Here is a 14,707-nt window from a genome sequence, read left to right on the forward strand (position 1 = left end):
GGGTTGTCTTGATGATTAAAACATGGATATTACTGGCCAAAAATAAAAAATCCCTACATCACATGGATGTAGAGATTTACTGTTTGAATAGTTGAGGATTCACAACATTACCTTTTACTTAGCTCCCCCAACCAGCGAATTCAGCTGTTCCAGCAGATTGTCTCTACCGGTAAGCGAAATCGTCCCGATTTTATCACAAATTTTCTCGAGAAATTCAAGCTCCTTCAAGCGGAATAGCGTCTGATTCTCGTCCATTAACTTAGCTGTGTTAAGCAAACTGCGGGTAGAAGCGGTTTCCTCACGACGAGTAATCAAGTTTGCTTGAGCTTTCTTCTCTGCTAACAGTACTGTGTTTAGTATCTCTTTGATATCCCCAGGAAGAATAATATCCTTTACACCGGCGGAAAAGAATTGAACCCCGTAGTCCTCACTCTTTTCGTTCAGACGAGACAGTACGAATGCCGCTATTTCTTGCTTCATCCGCAACAGGTCATCAAGCTTCAATGTCCCGACATACTCACGCAGAATTAGCTGCAACAGAATATAAATCTGATCCTCGAAAGCTTTGATCTCCAGTGCGCGCAGCGGATTGATAATTTTGTACTGGCAGACGAAATTTAAGCGAAGCGTTACCTTATCCTCCGTCATCATTTCCTGACCGCTCATATCCAGCTGCTGCTGCCGTAAATCCACGGTTTTTATCGAGGCGATTACTGGCCCCTTCCAGAAGTAATATTTTCCTGGGGCAAGCTCCTTCTGCATGACATTGTTATAAAAAAGCATCCTGTCTCGTGGCTGGCCACTTCCGAAACATAAAGATATCCGGCAACTTTCGCAAATATAGCTCTATCTATGTCTGCACCAACCTCTGGTTGTCGAATATCGACTCGGGTAAAGTCGTGCTTTTTCAGCGCATTCCAGAAAGCATATTTACCGGCTATCAGAAGCGATACGAATTTTCCATCCTCATAATGAAGCACGTACTCATGATCCTGAACATTGATAACCGTAATCTCCTCAAGCAACCGTTCATCCTGAAGAAATAAGTTCAGATCCTTTCCCTGTACGACAAATGGTTTAGTGACATTTAACAACACAATTTCATCATCTGAAAATGGAGCTAATCGATGAGCACCTGGCTGTAAGTGCTTCACATAACTGCCTTTCTTAAACAATAATCCTCGTTCGTCAGCCTTAACAATCACTTTTTTAAACATATATATCTCCTCATTTCATGGAAACTTTGCGGTGTGTTGTGACCTTATATGAGGAAATCCCCCTGAGTCGGAAGCGGAGCCAGCTTAAGGTTGGAAAATCAGTACCTGCGCACGAAACTTTCTGATGGTGATGTCGGCTTCCATTCCAGCCTGCGCTCACTCATCTTGCCGTTACGTGGTCTTGTACTTTTTTTTCTCGACCGGTATCCACAGGCTGCAAAGCTGCTTCATCAGTGCCTACCCGAAGGAGGCCGAGGATTCCCGCTAACAGGTCTAATTGAGTTTTCATCGCTCGATGGGAAGTCGAGTATTCTACCAGAATCGCTCACTATGCGAGTGGGGAATCGAACCCCAAATGGTGGTTTCTTACCGATCCGAGCGTACAGGATACCGTAGCATACGATGCACAGCACTGCGGGATATCTTGATATCCTCGCCTCGTTACGACCGTTCGTACAAGAAACAATGTAAGCCTTACAGGTTCTATCTTCGCTTATTTTCCAAATAACGAACATGGCGAAAGTATTACGATGATGCAAAAGTTTTCCATTTTAGCTCATTATGCAAATAAATCCCACTGCCACTATGACAGAGGGATTTATTTTACTAAGGCTCTATCGAACCCCTAACATATCTCTAAAATTGGATACCGCGTCCAACTCCTCAGCTAAAGTAATGGCCTGCTGCATATCTTCGTGTTGACTGGACCAATGCCAGCTGCCATACCTGCCAATACTGTAAATGCCATGCCGCCGCAAGTAGCTTTGGATATGAGCAGTTACCTTACTATTCGGTAAACAATAATTATGTTCCAAGTAGATTGGCCTCAAGGTAATGATATCCCTCTCATCCTCAATCATACCGATATCCATAAGGTCTTTTATAACATGCGGAACCAAGTTCAAAGCCTCTTGTTGGTTCTGAAAAAACAGCGGTGAACATTCCACATACATGGAACTGTAGCCTTCTGGCGCCATTTTAGACTCAACGTTACTATAGAATCCGATCCTGTAAAAACGGTACTTAAGATCAGGTATGTAAATCCAGCTTTTGTTGGCATGCATTGGATTTCTCTTAACGCCTAAGTTGAGAATGAACCCTTTGCTCGATTGCAATTGCTGGGACAAATAGACAATATCAGGATCAACATCGGTAATTATATCAATCAATTTAGGCAGAGGCATCGTTGATACAATGGTTTTCCAAGGAGACGTTCGATTATTTATGCTCATGGTTTGTTGATGTAAATTTATCGATTGGACGTGGGAACTAAATTGAATTTGCTTATTTTGAGCCAAATGCAAAGGAATAGCTGAAGCTCCTAATTCACTTCTCGGATAGTAAAAATAATGATTATACCCCTCGATGCTCTGATTCGTGCGTACATTCCTGACTTCTTCATATTGGCCGATTTGGATTTGTGATAAGTTCGGCACCCCAAACATTTTCACATTATAATCTCTGAAAAAACACTCAAACAAAGTAGGACCATAAGAATGGAGCAGCATGTCCGAATAATTCAGATAGCCACGGCTCCTCGTCGCTGCTTCGTTGGCAATTACAGTTAATTCATATTCAATCTGATCGACCAGACGATGATCGGGATGTGCTTTGTAACTCTGCTGAATTGGAAAATCAAACCACTTATTATCCCAATATACGAATGCTTGTCGTACATGTTTCTCGAGAGGAAGGCCATCCAGTAATTGCATGACTTTCGGTGCGTTCTGAAGATGGAACCAATGTCCGCCGATATCGAAGGTAAATTTGCCGACAGATGTCTGAACATGATACGAAGATGCTTTTCCCCCTAGCTCCGGAGCGCTCTCCAGCACGTTTCCGCGTCCCGATGCCGACGCAAAAGCTAATCCGGTCACCCCAGCTCCAATTATGTACATGGACATGTGTCTCCCCTTTTTAATTAAATCTGTATCATGTCTCTTACTTTTCCGATTACTTTGCGGACATCGTACTTAGACTCAGCCAGCTCTCTACTATTTGCTCCCATGACTTCTGCCATTTGCGGGTTCAAGATAAAACGTTCCATCGCTGCGGCAAGTGCTCCCCCATTTTTTACAGGGACTATCAGTCCGTTAAAATCTTGAATGACTGTCTCACGGCACCCAGGTACGTCAGTCGTAATTATTGGCAGTCCCATTGCCATGGCTTCCAGTGTGGATTTGGGGGTGCCCTCGCGATAGGAAGGTAGGACGAAAATATTCGAATTCCTTAAGTAAGGGCGCACGTCGGCTGCCTCCCCCAGATAGTCGACCACTCCCTCTTCCATCCATTTTGCAACTTGTGATTTGCTGATGGAACTCGGATTCGAATCAAATGGTCCTAAGAGGGACAATTTTACAGCAGGATACTTAGCCTTTAAAATCCTCGCCGCCTCGATGTACTCGTAGATTCCTTTGTCCTTAATTATTCTTGCGATTAGTATAAAAGTTAATGAGACTTGGCTTGGGACAGGGCGATTTCCGGTCATTGTAAATTTATTGAGATTAACGCCTGAACCATTCACGATGGTCGTATTGTTCCTCTTGATTAAACCAAGCTGTTTAAATAAACGTAAATCATCCGGGTTCTCGAAGAAGACCCTTTCACAATGTTGAAAAGCAAATCGATACAAAAAGGTGACAAGAGGTAGCAGCAACCGCTGTTTCCATGTGCGTCCTGTAAATAAATAACCTAAACCTGTGACTGTCACGAAGACTCTTCTGCTTCTTGCCATCCGGGCAGCCAGAGAGCCGTAAAGTATAGGCTTAATTGAGTAGCAGCAAAGGATATCGGGACGCTCCTCTCGTAAAACTCGGGTCAAATAACAAACACTGCGTATATCGTAAAACGGGTTAATGCCTGTATTTTTTATCGGAATCTGAATAAACCTCACACCTATAGCAGTCAAATCGACCTCCGCATCGGTATCTGGAGCTATCGCCGTCACATGATGCCCGTCTTGCACCAACGATTCAATAAGATCCCAATAAAAATTCAAGTAACACTTGGCATAAGGAACGATGAACAATATTTTAGCCATCTGGTCTGACTCCTCAAGTTAAGCTTTGTTTATTTTTACTTGGCTTAATCTATGTGCAGCAAAGCATACAAACGCTAGAGTGAACGCCACAAAACCGTATGTAAAATAGTGAAAAAATAAAATCATAAAACCTATAGCGCCAAAGGCTACAGAGCAGACGTAAGTCAGAACCACCGTTCTTTTGACCGAAAATCCCATCTTAATAAGCCTTAAGGCAAAATGATCCTGACTTCCTAATAGCGGAGACTTCCCGGCCTTTATCCGAAGTATCGATACAAAGAACAATTCAAAAATCGGTATCCCCAAAATTAATACCGGTACGATGAAATGATGATTAAGCTGTTGATCTTTGGCCCAATGAGCTACCGTACAGGCAAGCAAGAAGCCCAGCAGTAAACTTCCGGTATCACCCATGTAGATCTTGGCGGGTTTAAAATTGAAAATTAGAAATCCAAGACATGATCCGGATACAACTACCATTAAGGTGCTGTGGAATGGATCGCCCGATAGTAGAAGGAACAACGCAAGAAACAAAGCACATATAGCAGCAATTCCCGCGGCGAGACCGTCCATGATATCGATTAAATTGAAAGCATTCGACAGGCCTGCAACCCAAATCAATGTAAGTGCCATATTTAAATACCAATGATCAAACAATGAAAAACCAATTCCCTGAAACCAAACGATATAAGCCGCTAACAATTGTAAGCCCAGTTTAATCTTAGGGGTCATTCCCTTCATATCATCAATTAACCCAATTACTAAAATGATTGATGTGCCTAACAATAATCCCCGTTGCTGAGCGTTTAATAGTAGGTTTGAATCTCCTTTGAAGATAGCCATAGAAATAACTATTGCAGCGAAAATTGCCACTCCACCTAAATAGGGAATGGGTTCTCTGTGCTTTTTCAAATCGGTATTAGGGGAATCAACAATATTTAGTTTCTTAGCTATGACTCTCGCAATTGGCGTCAATATCATGCATATTAGGGCTGCTAGAAAGAAGATGATTAGTTGCATAGTATTCTCTCCGTTAAATCAGTGTTATTACTGCAAGTGTTCTCAATAAAGAACAACACGTCCTGTTTATACTACCATATCTTTACAGAGAAATAAATCCTTATCAGATAATTGACTGGCGACGTAGACGGTCTTTAATTTCTTCAATCTTTCTAGTTTGTCTAATTGGTTGCACTATGTTCATTAGAGTTGTCACTCCCTATCCTACAATATGTGTCATTAGCTGGGACTGTACCATCCATTATATTGCATTGTCCAGTGGGCATTTTACATACGTATATAAATTCAAACTCAGCGGATTATCAATCTGCCCTTCATACGTATCCTAGTTAATAAAACCGTTCTTATGGGATAAAAAAGATGGCAACCGTTTTTCCAGTTACCACCAAGTATATCACCCTGCTTGCTTCAATTGTATTGTTGGTTTGACATAATTTGTCTTATTCTTCATCAAAGCATAGACCACATCAACTAACTTCCGCATGATACATATGATTGCTTGTGTCTTTGTCTTTCCTGCCAACATCTTCTGTTGATAATATTCATAGTAATATGGATTATTTGGCTCTTTGCTTCCACGCTTCGTTCCAATCTGTCTACAAGCAAGCCTATAAAACAACTCATGCAAGACTCTGTTGCCTTGTTTGCATTTGTAGTGCTTGTGGTTGTCGCCAGAGCCATAAACTACAGGAGCAATTCCTGCAAAACGTGCTAATTTTTCGGGACTTGTAAACCTATGTATGTTCCCAATTTCAGCAACAAACCCTGCCGCTGTTACCAATTCAATGCCATACATAGATTCTAGTTTATACTCTGTTTCCTTCATTATTACTGTCAATCGTTCCTCAGTAGCTTGAAGTTCTTCCTTACAGTTCCGTATGCGTCGAATGTGACTTTGGATAATAAAATCCCTGTCTTCCTGATACTCACGCTTGGTACTGCCATCTGCTTGTATCAGATTAAGTCAGCTTATTGTTGAAGATGATTCTAGCGATTAGGTATCGCATTCAATTCCAGCATGGCTGTCGCTACAGATGTGCATAGCATGTTTGTGAGTTAAAACTAAGGCGTTTTGATAATAACCATCCCCCCCATGTTTTGATACGACACATGCTATCGTTTAACTTTAAATTTTCTAGCAATCAACTCTGAACAACCAATATCTGCAAGGGAATATCACAAAAACTAAAAAGCATTATGTTCAAGATTATGCAGTTTTTATCGTTATCGTTAATCGTAACAAGACTGTAGCAACAGATGAGTTCTAGCTTACTTTTGATCATCTATAGTTAAAGGTTCTAGAATGCTACCAGATGGGATTGTTGATACTTATATGGAACGCTTGAAAGAACATAACATGATACGATGGAAGATCAGCAATTACATTTTTGACCTACCGCAACACTTGCGACGACCAAACACGTATTGGGCGAAGGAATATAGTCAATTTGGTAAATTATCAGTTCCCATAGAAAAACGATCGGTGCTGAGCATACACGCATACGAAAATGAACATGGAAATATCTCTAACAGCAGTGAGGATGGCTCTTTCAAAGCGTTTTTAAAACTGACTGAGGAAGATGTTGACGGAAGTATGTTGCCATTTTAGACAGGTTAGTTTTCTGGGGTTTACAGAATATAAATACAGAACAGGAACAGTACTAAAAAAATAGATACAGAAATAGAACTGAGAAAGCAAGGAGAGTTCTGTATCTGTGTATTCTGTAAACCCCAAATTTCATACCTGTTTCGAAAAAAGTAAATACAATCGAAAGAGTCCCTGCTCTTGATGTGTGAGCGGTAACGACTCATGTTAATTTCTGCGATAAACCATGCTATTTTGTTCGGACGAAATCGCACTAATCGTATACGGTTTTACGAAAGAAGTAGCGATAACGATGGGAATCAAGAACAAATCGTTAATTGCAAATAATACAAGGGTTTTCTCTGGCTAAAATAGCGTAACCTTTTACACTTCTTCATATAAAATAAAGCAACAGCCACACTGGACATTCAATTCCATTCGTGGTTGTTGCCCATTTAACCCCATTTACAAGCTAAAATCATCAATCGCTTTGTCCATTATGTCTTGGTTAATGCCAATATATCTCAAAGTAACGCTAGGTGCAGAGTGATTAAACAATTCTTGTAAAAGCGCTACGTCTTTCGTCTTCTGGTAGAAGTGGAAGCCAAACGATTTACGCATAGTATGGCAACCAATTTCATCAAGCCCAACCTCTTTTGCAACGGTATTGAGAATCTTATACGCTTGTTCTCTTCGAATTGGCAATCCTGTCTTCCTAGAAGCGAACAGAAACTCTTCTTCGTCCATGCGCTTGATGTAATCATCAATGACGGTACGGAGGTTGCTGTTGATCTTGAAACGCTTGTCTTTGCCAGTTTTCTTCTCCTTGATCGTAATGTGCGACTATCCTTCACATCAACCACACGTAGCGGTAGAAGATCAGAAATACGTAGACCGCTATTAATGCCAAGAGTGAATAGAAATTCATCACGAATAGATTGGCGTTGTAGACGGTCTTTAATTTCTTCAATCTTGTTTTTGTCACGAATCGGCTGGACTACGTTCATTAGTGTCGGCACTCCCTTTCCCATCCAATATGTTTCATTGGCTGGAACTGTACCATCCACTATGTTGCATTGTCCAGTGGGAATTTAGGAGGATTCGACAAGAACGTTGACTGTACAAGCTTTCATGAGTTTTCATGATGCAACAAAATGACAATTGTGTGGTCTGGGGATGAATACCGACAACGTCTTGTTCATGTTACCACTTTAGAAGGATTCTGTTTTGTACCATGCATTGCTTCCAGCTAAATACGACCCAGGGGGTACTAAAATTCAATCACTTCTTAGCTTCCTCCCCAAAAGCCCTATGCGCTGCATCTCCTAGACATTGCTTCACTTTATGACCTTCGATAAAACTTGTATTTCATCTAAATGACAGGGTAAGCACCGAACGAATCCTGCCGAACAGAAACGTCCCTCTGTTCTCTCTTGATTGTCGTATTGATGCTGATTAACAGCTACGTCTCTTGATTGTCGTATTGATGCTGATTAACAGCTACGCACACAACGTCGCAGACTAGTTCAGAATCGGTCAGAGTAGTAAAGTGGTTCTCAGGCGTAATATGCTATAAATCAAACATCTTAAAAATCGTTGGCTGAGTTGAACGTACAGCCGCTAGCATCGTTCTAGCGGTTATTTGTGATGTTAGCGATACAGCGGCGGATAAAAAGAAACCTTGAAAGGCACAATGCCAATCAAGGTTCAGGACTAAACTTACTCCAAATTATTTTTTGGCAATTCTTCTTCTAATGGTTCTCTTACCTTACTCTTGTTTTCAGGTTTGCAAACACCGAATTGTTTGTAATTTTCCCTTGCCTGATTTAATGAAATATGGTTCGCACCTATAAGAGTATCAGGTTTATCATGAACAACAGGGTCATATTGCCATAAACAAACTTCACAATAGTCGAATAATAGATCCTCTTCAGAAGCACCTTCAAATGTGAAAAATCCGCAACAAGGACATTTATACTTCTTCATGTTTTACCTCTATTCAAATTCAATTATTTCGGTGCATATTTGCTTACTTGTTCTAACCAATATTCAAGCCCAGGACCTGGTTTAAAGTATGTTGAAATTCCTCCAAATTTGTTTATTATTCCAAACTCATTTGTTGCGGTATCATATCTGAAATACGTTCCTTCATTTGATGTAAATGCCTTTGTTGTCGAATTGGCCTTTTTCAAAAGGAAGTTATTTGCGGCATTTAAATATTCTGATTCTGTTGTAACTCCGAAATCATCTGCATGATCCGCTAAATGTCTGGCTAATGTGCTTTTCCCCTTAGCATTCATAAAATCGACAGCAGTATTTCTGACCCCAGAATATGCCAAACTTTCCGCTATCTCAGCCCCAACTATTTTTGCAAATAATTTTGAGACTCCACCTTTTATCAGCTTTCCACTTGCTCCAACTCCTCCCGTAACTACGGTATCAAATACCACTCCAGTCCATGTATGATCTTCATGTGCGCCTTCAATATGCTCATAGATACCAGTTTCCTTTCCAGCTGAATATGTTAAATCCCCATCATGTTCAAAGTCAGCTGAGTAATGAGAACCACCTACATCAGCAAAAGTCTCCTTGTCACTTGTACCATAACATCCACCAGCATGTGCATAATTACCATCTGAGGACTCACACCAATGTCTAGTAGGGTCAACATTCGTCAACGGATTATTCTGCACATACGTATACAAATTCAAACTCAGCGGATTATCAATCTGCCCCTCATAGCTATCCTCATTAATAAACCGCCCCATGCTTGGGTCATACCAACGTGCTCGCAAGTACTGTAAACCCGTTGAATCATCAAACATCTCACCACTGTATCTAAATGGCTGTGCTATACTTTCCGTTTGACTGACGATGTTTCCCCAAATATCGTACGAATACGAATTAAGTTTCGACATTCCAGTACTATCCATTAAGTTTACCACATCACCATGACCATTGTGGAGGTAGTATGACTTACGTGCGGAGTCCTCCCTTGCCACTAACCCCTTGCCACGGATGTATCGCGCTTTTAGCGCTGCAACACCATTAACAACGTTACCTTCTGCAATAACATCGGCACCATTGTTATAATATCTTGTCGTCTGACCATTCTCCGTCCGTTCCCATAAGAGCCCATCGCCGTTGTACTTATAAGCTACACTACTTCCGTCTGGCTTATTGACTTGAATCAGTCGATTTCGCTCGTCGTATTGATTATTACCTGGATTAATATTAACTGTTCCAGAGGTCTGTAAGGTTTGACGATTTCCACGGGAATTGTAACTGTACTGTTCCGCAAACTGACTTGAAGTGTTAATTCTATTTAGAGGGTCATACGTAAAGGAGTTTGATTGTCCATTCTCAACTCTACTTGTTTGATTTGAATTGTTGTCATAACCATAGTTGAATGTGTTAATTACGGTCCCACTTGAATTACGCTCTGTTAAATTAGTTAAATTACCTCCGTCGTAGCTATAACTTGCTGAGACACCATTATTATTTAATATGGTCGATAAGAGGCTATTGGCTTTATATGTGTAAGTGGCATCCCATGTATTTAGAGTTGGACCTACATTGGTTAGTCTATTAAGAACATCATAATTATAAAATGTATTTTGATTAAAAGGATCCGTCAGTTGCTTAAGATTTCCTTGAACATCGTACTGGTATTGTGTTGTTTTATTATCAGGGTAAGCAACTTTATTAAGCAACTTTGTAATGGTGTCATAAGAATAAAAAGTAGTGCCCGTTACATCCGTCATGCTAAGTCTACGGCCTGCTGCGTCGTAAGTGTAAGAGATCGTTTCTTTGGCTGTTATATTTTGCGATAATCGATTACGTTGGTCATAGGTGAATGTCTGAGTCTGACCTTTACGATCCAAATGTTTAATCAAGTTGTTATTCAAATCGTAATAATACTTCTCAATTTGGCCAGTCGAATCCACTTTTTGCACAAGACGTCCTAATGCATCGTACAACTTCTGATCCATATTTCCATCCGAATACTTGATTTGAGTAATCTTATCGGCGTAATTATAGGAATAATTCGTAGTTTGAGCTAAAGCATCGGTGACAGATATTAATCTACTGAATACATCAAACTTATATTTGGTCGAGTTTCCGTTCCCGTCAACCGTATTTACCGCATTTCCCACAAAATCATAATCGTATTTAGCCAGTTGAATGGAACCGGATGGTTTTAACCACTCTTTTTTTGTTAATCGATTAAGAAGGTCATAGGAGCTGAGGTACTGGTTATTTTCCGCATCTGTTGACGTTTGTGTACGGTAGATATCATCATAACTAATTTTTAATTGGGTGTTATCAGGATTAATAACGGTTACTTTTCTTCCCCAATTATCATAACCAAACTGTGTTGTATGCCCTAATGCATCTTGAACTGATATTTGCCGGCTATAGGTATCATATCCATAGAGGTAAGTACCGCTTCCAATGATACCTTCTGAGACCTTCATTCCTAATCCATTAAAGTTTAATCGCTTTTGAACGCCAGTTTCATCCGTCGTTGTAATTGTGTTGTTTACATCATCGTAGGCAACTGTAACCTTGTTGTCATCAGGATAAGTAGCCGATAATATTCTGCCTAATTTATCGTATTGATAACTTGTTGATTGCGTTTTACCATTCGTGAACTGTTTTATGTTCCCTGAAGTACTTCATAATCAATTGTTTGGGTCACCGGAGTAGTAATACCATCAGCATCTGTCGCTTGAATCGTTTGTTGTGTCATAAACGCACTGTTATAAGGCGCATTAGTGGAATATATTTTATTAACTGTACTCGTATTAGTTCCATCTGTTGCAGTTGCACTGACCAGATTTCCAAAAGTATCATAACTATTGTTCAGTTTTAATAATTGTAAACCATCCTGGTCATTCTCTTTAACCGAAAGTTCCGTTACGCTCCCCTGCTGATTTCTGTTAAAAGTCGTATAAGACTTAAGGGTGGAGTTAATCGGTTTTAGAATAGTACTAAGTTTACCGTTAGCATCGTAGGTGTATGTTGTTATGTTCTGATACGGGTCCGTTTCTGTAAGTACATTTCCGAATTTATCAAAGGTTGCGCTTACTGAAACAGGAGTCGATGCTTTCGTCGTTGTTAACGTTTGAATATTAGTTTTAATTGGGTTTGGGAAATTGCGCTCCTTATCGTAGGTGTATTCCGTTACTTTTCTCAAATCCCCATCTTGTTCCGTGATTCTTGTATTATAATAATACTCATACGGAAGTCTTGCGAGAGCGCCACCATTAATGGTTTCATAATGTTTTAAATTTTCAAATGTTCGGGTAACTAATCCATCTTTTATAACTGTTGTAGATGAGACGTCGCCACAACTTTTAATATAACCGTATTCAACTTGGGTACAATACACTTTACCGATGTCGGTAGGATATTCAAAATTCTTGCGATTAAAGGATGTGCTTACTCCTCCATTGATTAATTGGTCTTCTCTACTAATTATGCGATAGCCTTGGGAGACCGATCCTGTTCCGACATCACGTGTAACTGGTCTATTCTCATATGAATAGACTGTTTCTGAACCCGTTGGATAAACAACTTTATTAAGTAAAGCCATTTTATTTGATGTAGATAAATCATCAGAAATATTTTTCGTAAAAAGATTAAATACTGGAAAAATATAATTATTTAAATAAGAATAACTGGTTGTCCTACCCATAGCATCCTGAACAGAAGTTAATATTTCCGTTTTGGTATTTCTCCAAGGCTTATCTGGAAACTCTACCTGTTGTTCAACTTTATTATAGGTAATTATTTTATCAGCGCTTGTTATAGTAACTTTATCTGTTGTATAAGCGATATCAATACTGTTTCCGATTACATCGTGTATAGAAGATAAAACTTTACCATAGACTGCATCTTGAGTATATGTAAACAGTATTGAATTATTATAAGCATCAGAAATGGATAGAATTCTCCCCTCTGAATCGAAGAAATATTTTATATTTCTTAGTACATTTAGTTTAAGTCGAAATATGTCAAATCAAATAAAATTTTTATAAAAATTCCTGAACGTCAAATAACCCTCTCAAAACTCATGAGGGGATAGTATTTTAAATTATGCGGTATGTTGAGAGTCCGGTCGTTAAAACTGTAAAAAAATAAAAGACCCCTACATCATCAAATACACGATGATATAGGGGTCATATTTTCATTTATTCCACGTTTCACTAAGAATTAATCAAAAACCGCACAACCCGCTTCACAACACTCGAAGCCTCTTCAATCGAGTTGCTTGAATCAACTTCCATCAACTCATGCCCAATGATGTCTCGCACGGTTGCTTGGTCATTGTCATTCTGATTCACGACCAAGGCGATAAGTCCCGCATCGTTCATCAATTTGGCAACTTCCGCGATTCGTAGCGACGATTCACCGCGGCTATTCTCAAGTAACATCGTATGGTAGCCTGTCGATACCAAACGTTTCTCGACTTCCTTAGCTAGTGCTAAGCTATCCGAAACCGAACCGCTGAACCAGAGGGTCAAGGGCTTTTGTCCTTTTTGCTCAGCACGAACATTTCTGGTAACTTCCGCATCTAAACTTACGACGCTGTCGGAGCTTTGCAGGGCCTCTTCGATGACTCCGCAAGCGGATGTCATGTTGGTAACACGATCGATCAGGATAAATCCGCCAATGCTTTTATATTGTTCAAAGGAATCAAAAACAATGTCGTCCGATAAGGAAAATTCACATTTTGCCACTTCGTTTTTGACAATTTGATCGGCTGGAACTGTATTTCCTGTGTTGATATCGATTTTATGCTTAATCGCCGTCACGGTACCTGGCAGGATTTTCGTTCCTACTTTGACCAAATAATTTTTGCCCGGAGTCAGTACGGAGTCATCCATCCACAGAATCGTCGCGCTAAAACGATCAGCCTCTTTGATTTCACTGTCTTTCGTGAATACGCAACCGCGAGAAACGTCGACTTCACGATCCAACTGGATCGTTACGGGTTGTCCAACATAGGCGGATTCTCGATCTTGGTCTGTCACTAAGATGCGTTTGACTTTCGCCTTCTCACGACTCGGCAGAATCGTCAACTCATCATCGACCGCGATACTGCCAGCCTCAATCTGGCCTTGGAAACCGCGGAACGTATGGTCCGGTCGGCATACACGCTGGATCGGCATCATGAATTGTTTCGTGTCATTCGTTTCAAGAACATCCACATTTTCTAAGTAAGATAATAAAGGAAGGCCCTCATACCAAGGGGTATGTTGTGATTTCTTCGTAATGTTATCCCCTTCTGTTGCCGAAACAGGGATCACTTCAATGCTTTGGAAATGGAACTCACCAGCTGTTTGGAAGAACTCATCTTTAATCTGCTCAAAAATCTTTTGTTCAAAATGAACTAAATCCATTTTATTCACAGCTAAAACAAGATGCTTAATGCCCATAAGTGCGCAAATGCGAGTATGGCGTTTGGTTTGAGTAATGATCCCTTTGGTTGCATCCACAAGAATGACGGCAAGATCCGCAAAGGACGCCCCTACGGCCATGTTACGTGTATACTCTTCGTGTCCCGGTGTGTCCGCTACAATGAAGGAACGGTGGTCCGTCGTAAAATAGCGATAAGCGACATCAATCGTAATCCCTTGTTCACGCTCAGCCAATAATCCATCAAGAAGCAAGGAGTAGTCAATTTTGCCGCCGCGGCTGCCAAGTCTGCTGTCGAGTTCAAGCGCTTTCTCCTGATCGGCGAACAAAAGCTTCGCCTCATAAAGCATATGCCCAATTAGAGTGGATTTCCCGTCGTCCACACTTCCGCATGTAATAAATTTAAGCAGACTTTTCATA

General features: G+C 40.4%; 8 protein-coding genes and 2 pseudogenes. All 10 read right to left on the minus strand.

The features are described 5' to 3' along the window. Window positions 1-114: 114 nt before the first annotated feature. The 10 genes and pseudogenes from AC3WTJ_RS36630 to AC3WTJ_RS36675 all read right to left on the minus strand — a co-directional run bounded on the left by AC3WTJ_RS36630 (window position 115) and on the right by AC3WTJ_RS36675 (window position 14,706). Window positions 115-1,217: pseudogene (locus AC3WTJ_RS36630) on the minus strand (slipin family protein). A 614-nt stretch (window positions 1,218-1,831) separates the two neighbouring features. Further along, complete coding sequence (locus AC3WTJ_RS36635; RefSeq protein ID WP_492526614.1) at window positions 1,832-3,115, minus strand: protoporphyrinogen/coproporphyrinogen oxidase; 1,284 nt, start codon at window positions 3,113-3,115, stop codon at window positions 1,832-1,834. Window positions 3,116-3,138: 23 nt separating this feature from the next. Then, window positions 3,139-4,257 (minus strand): glycosyltransferase family 4 protein, encoded by a 1,119-nt coding sequence (locus tag AC3WTJ_RS36640; protein WP_492526616.1) that lies wholly within the window; start codon window positions 4,255-4,257, stop codon window positions 3,139-3,141. A gap of 18 nt (window positions 4,258-4,275) precedes the next feature. Beyond that, a complete protein-coding gene (locus AC3WTJ_RS36645) occupies window positions 4,276-5,277 on the minus strand; it encodes a glycosyltransferase family 4 protein (RefSeq protein WP_492526618.1) in 1,002 nt (333 codons plus the stop codon). Window positions 5,278-5,671: 394 nt separating this feature from the next. Next, a complete protein-coding gene (locus AC3WTJ_RS36650; protein ID WP_492526620.1) occupies window positions 5,672-6,103 on the minus strand; it encodes a transposase in 432 nt (143 codons plus the stop codon). A gap of 1,224 nt (window positions 6,104-7,327) precedes the next feature. Continuing rightward, window positions 7,328-7,869, minus strand: a pseudogene (locus AC3WTJ_RS36655) (site-specific integrase). A gap of 712 nt (window positions 7,870-8,581) precedes the next feature. Then, window positions 8,582-8,848 (minus strand): CPCC family cysteine-rich protein, encoded by a 267-nt coding sequence (locus AC3WTJ_RS36660; RefSeq protein WP_492526622.1) that lies wholly within the window; start codon window positions 8,846-8,848, stop codon window positions 8,582-8,584. Between the two features lie 23 nt (window positions 8,849-8,871). Next, window positions 8,872-11,340 (minus strand): RHS repeat-associated core domain-containing protein, encoded by a 2,469-nt coding sequence (locus AC3WTJ_RS36665; protein ID WP_492526624.1) that lies wholly within the window; start codon window positions 11,338-11,340, stop codon window positions 8,872-8,874. Between the two features lie 182 nt (window positions 11,341-11,522). Further along, a complete protein-coding gene (locus tag AC3WTJ_RS36670) occupies window positions 11,523-12,563 on the minus strand; it encodes a hypothetical protein (RefSeq protein WP_492526626.1) in 1,041 nt (346 codons plus the stop codon). 511 nt (window positions 12,564-13,074) lie between these two features. Next, window positions 13,075-14,706: a GTP-binding protein gene (locus AC3WTJ_RS36675; protein WP_492526628.1), complete on the minus strand. Its 1,632-nt coding sequence runs from the start codon at window positions 14,704-14,706 to the stop codon at window positions 13,075-13,077. Window position 14,707: the final 1 nt, after the last annotated feature.

It is taken from the genome of Paenibacillus sp. FW101-FHT12H11 (assembly GCF_058790355.1).

Coding starts and splice junctions, on each gene's coding strand:
- AC3WTJ_RS36670 (WP_492526626.1), bottom strand. CDS start 12,563: ATGGGTAGGACAACCAGTTATTCTTATTTAAATAATTATATTTTTCCA.
- AC3WTJ_RS36645 (WP_492526618.1), bottom strand. CDS start 5,277: ATGCAACTAATCATCTTCTTTCTAGCAGCCCTAATATGCATGATATTG.
- AC3WTJ_RS36665 (WP_492526624.1), bottom strand. CDS start 11,340: ATGAAGGTCTCAGAAGGTATCATTGGAAGCGGTACTTACCTCTATGGA.
- AC3WTJ_RS36635 (WP_492526614.1), bottom strand. CDS start 3,115: ATGTACATAATTGGAGCTGGGGTGACCGGATTAGCTTTTGCGTCGGCA.
- AC3WTJ_RS36675 (WP_492526628.1), bottom strand. CDS start 14,706: ATGAAAAGTCTGCTTAAATTTATTACATGCGGAAGTGTGGACGACGGG.
- AC3WTJ_RS36660 (WP_492526622.1), bottom strand. CDS start 8,848: ATGAAGAAGTATAAATGTCCTTGTTGCGGATTTTTCACATTTGAAGGT.
- AC3WTJ_RS36640 (WP_492526616.1), bottom strand. CDS start 4,257: ATGGCTAAAATATTGTTCATCGTTCCTTATGCCAAGTGTTACTTGAAT.
- AC3WTJ_RS36650 (WP_492526620.1), bottom strand. CDS start 6,103: ATGAAGGAAACAGAGTATAAACTAGAATCTATGTATGGCATTGAATTG.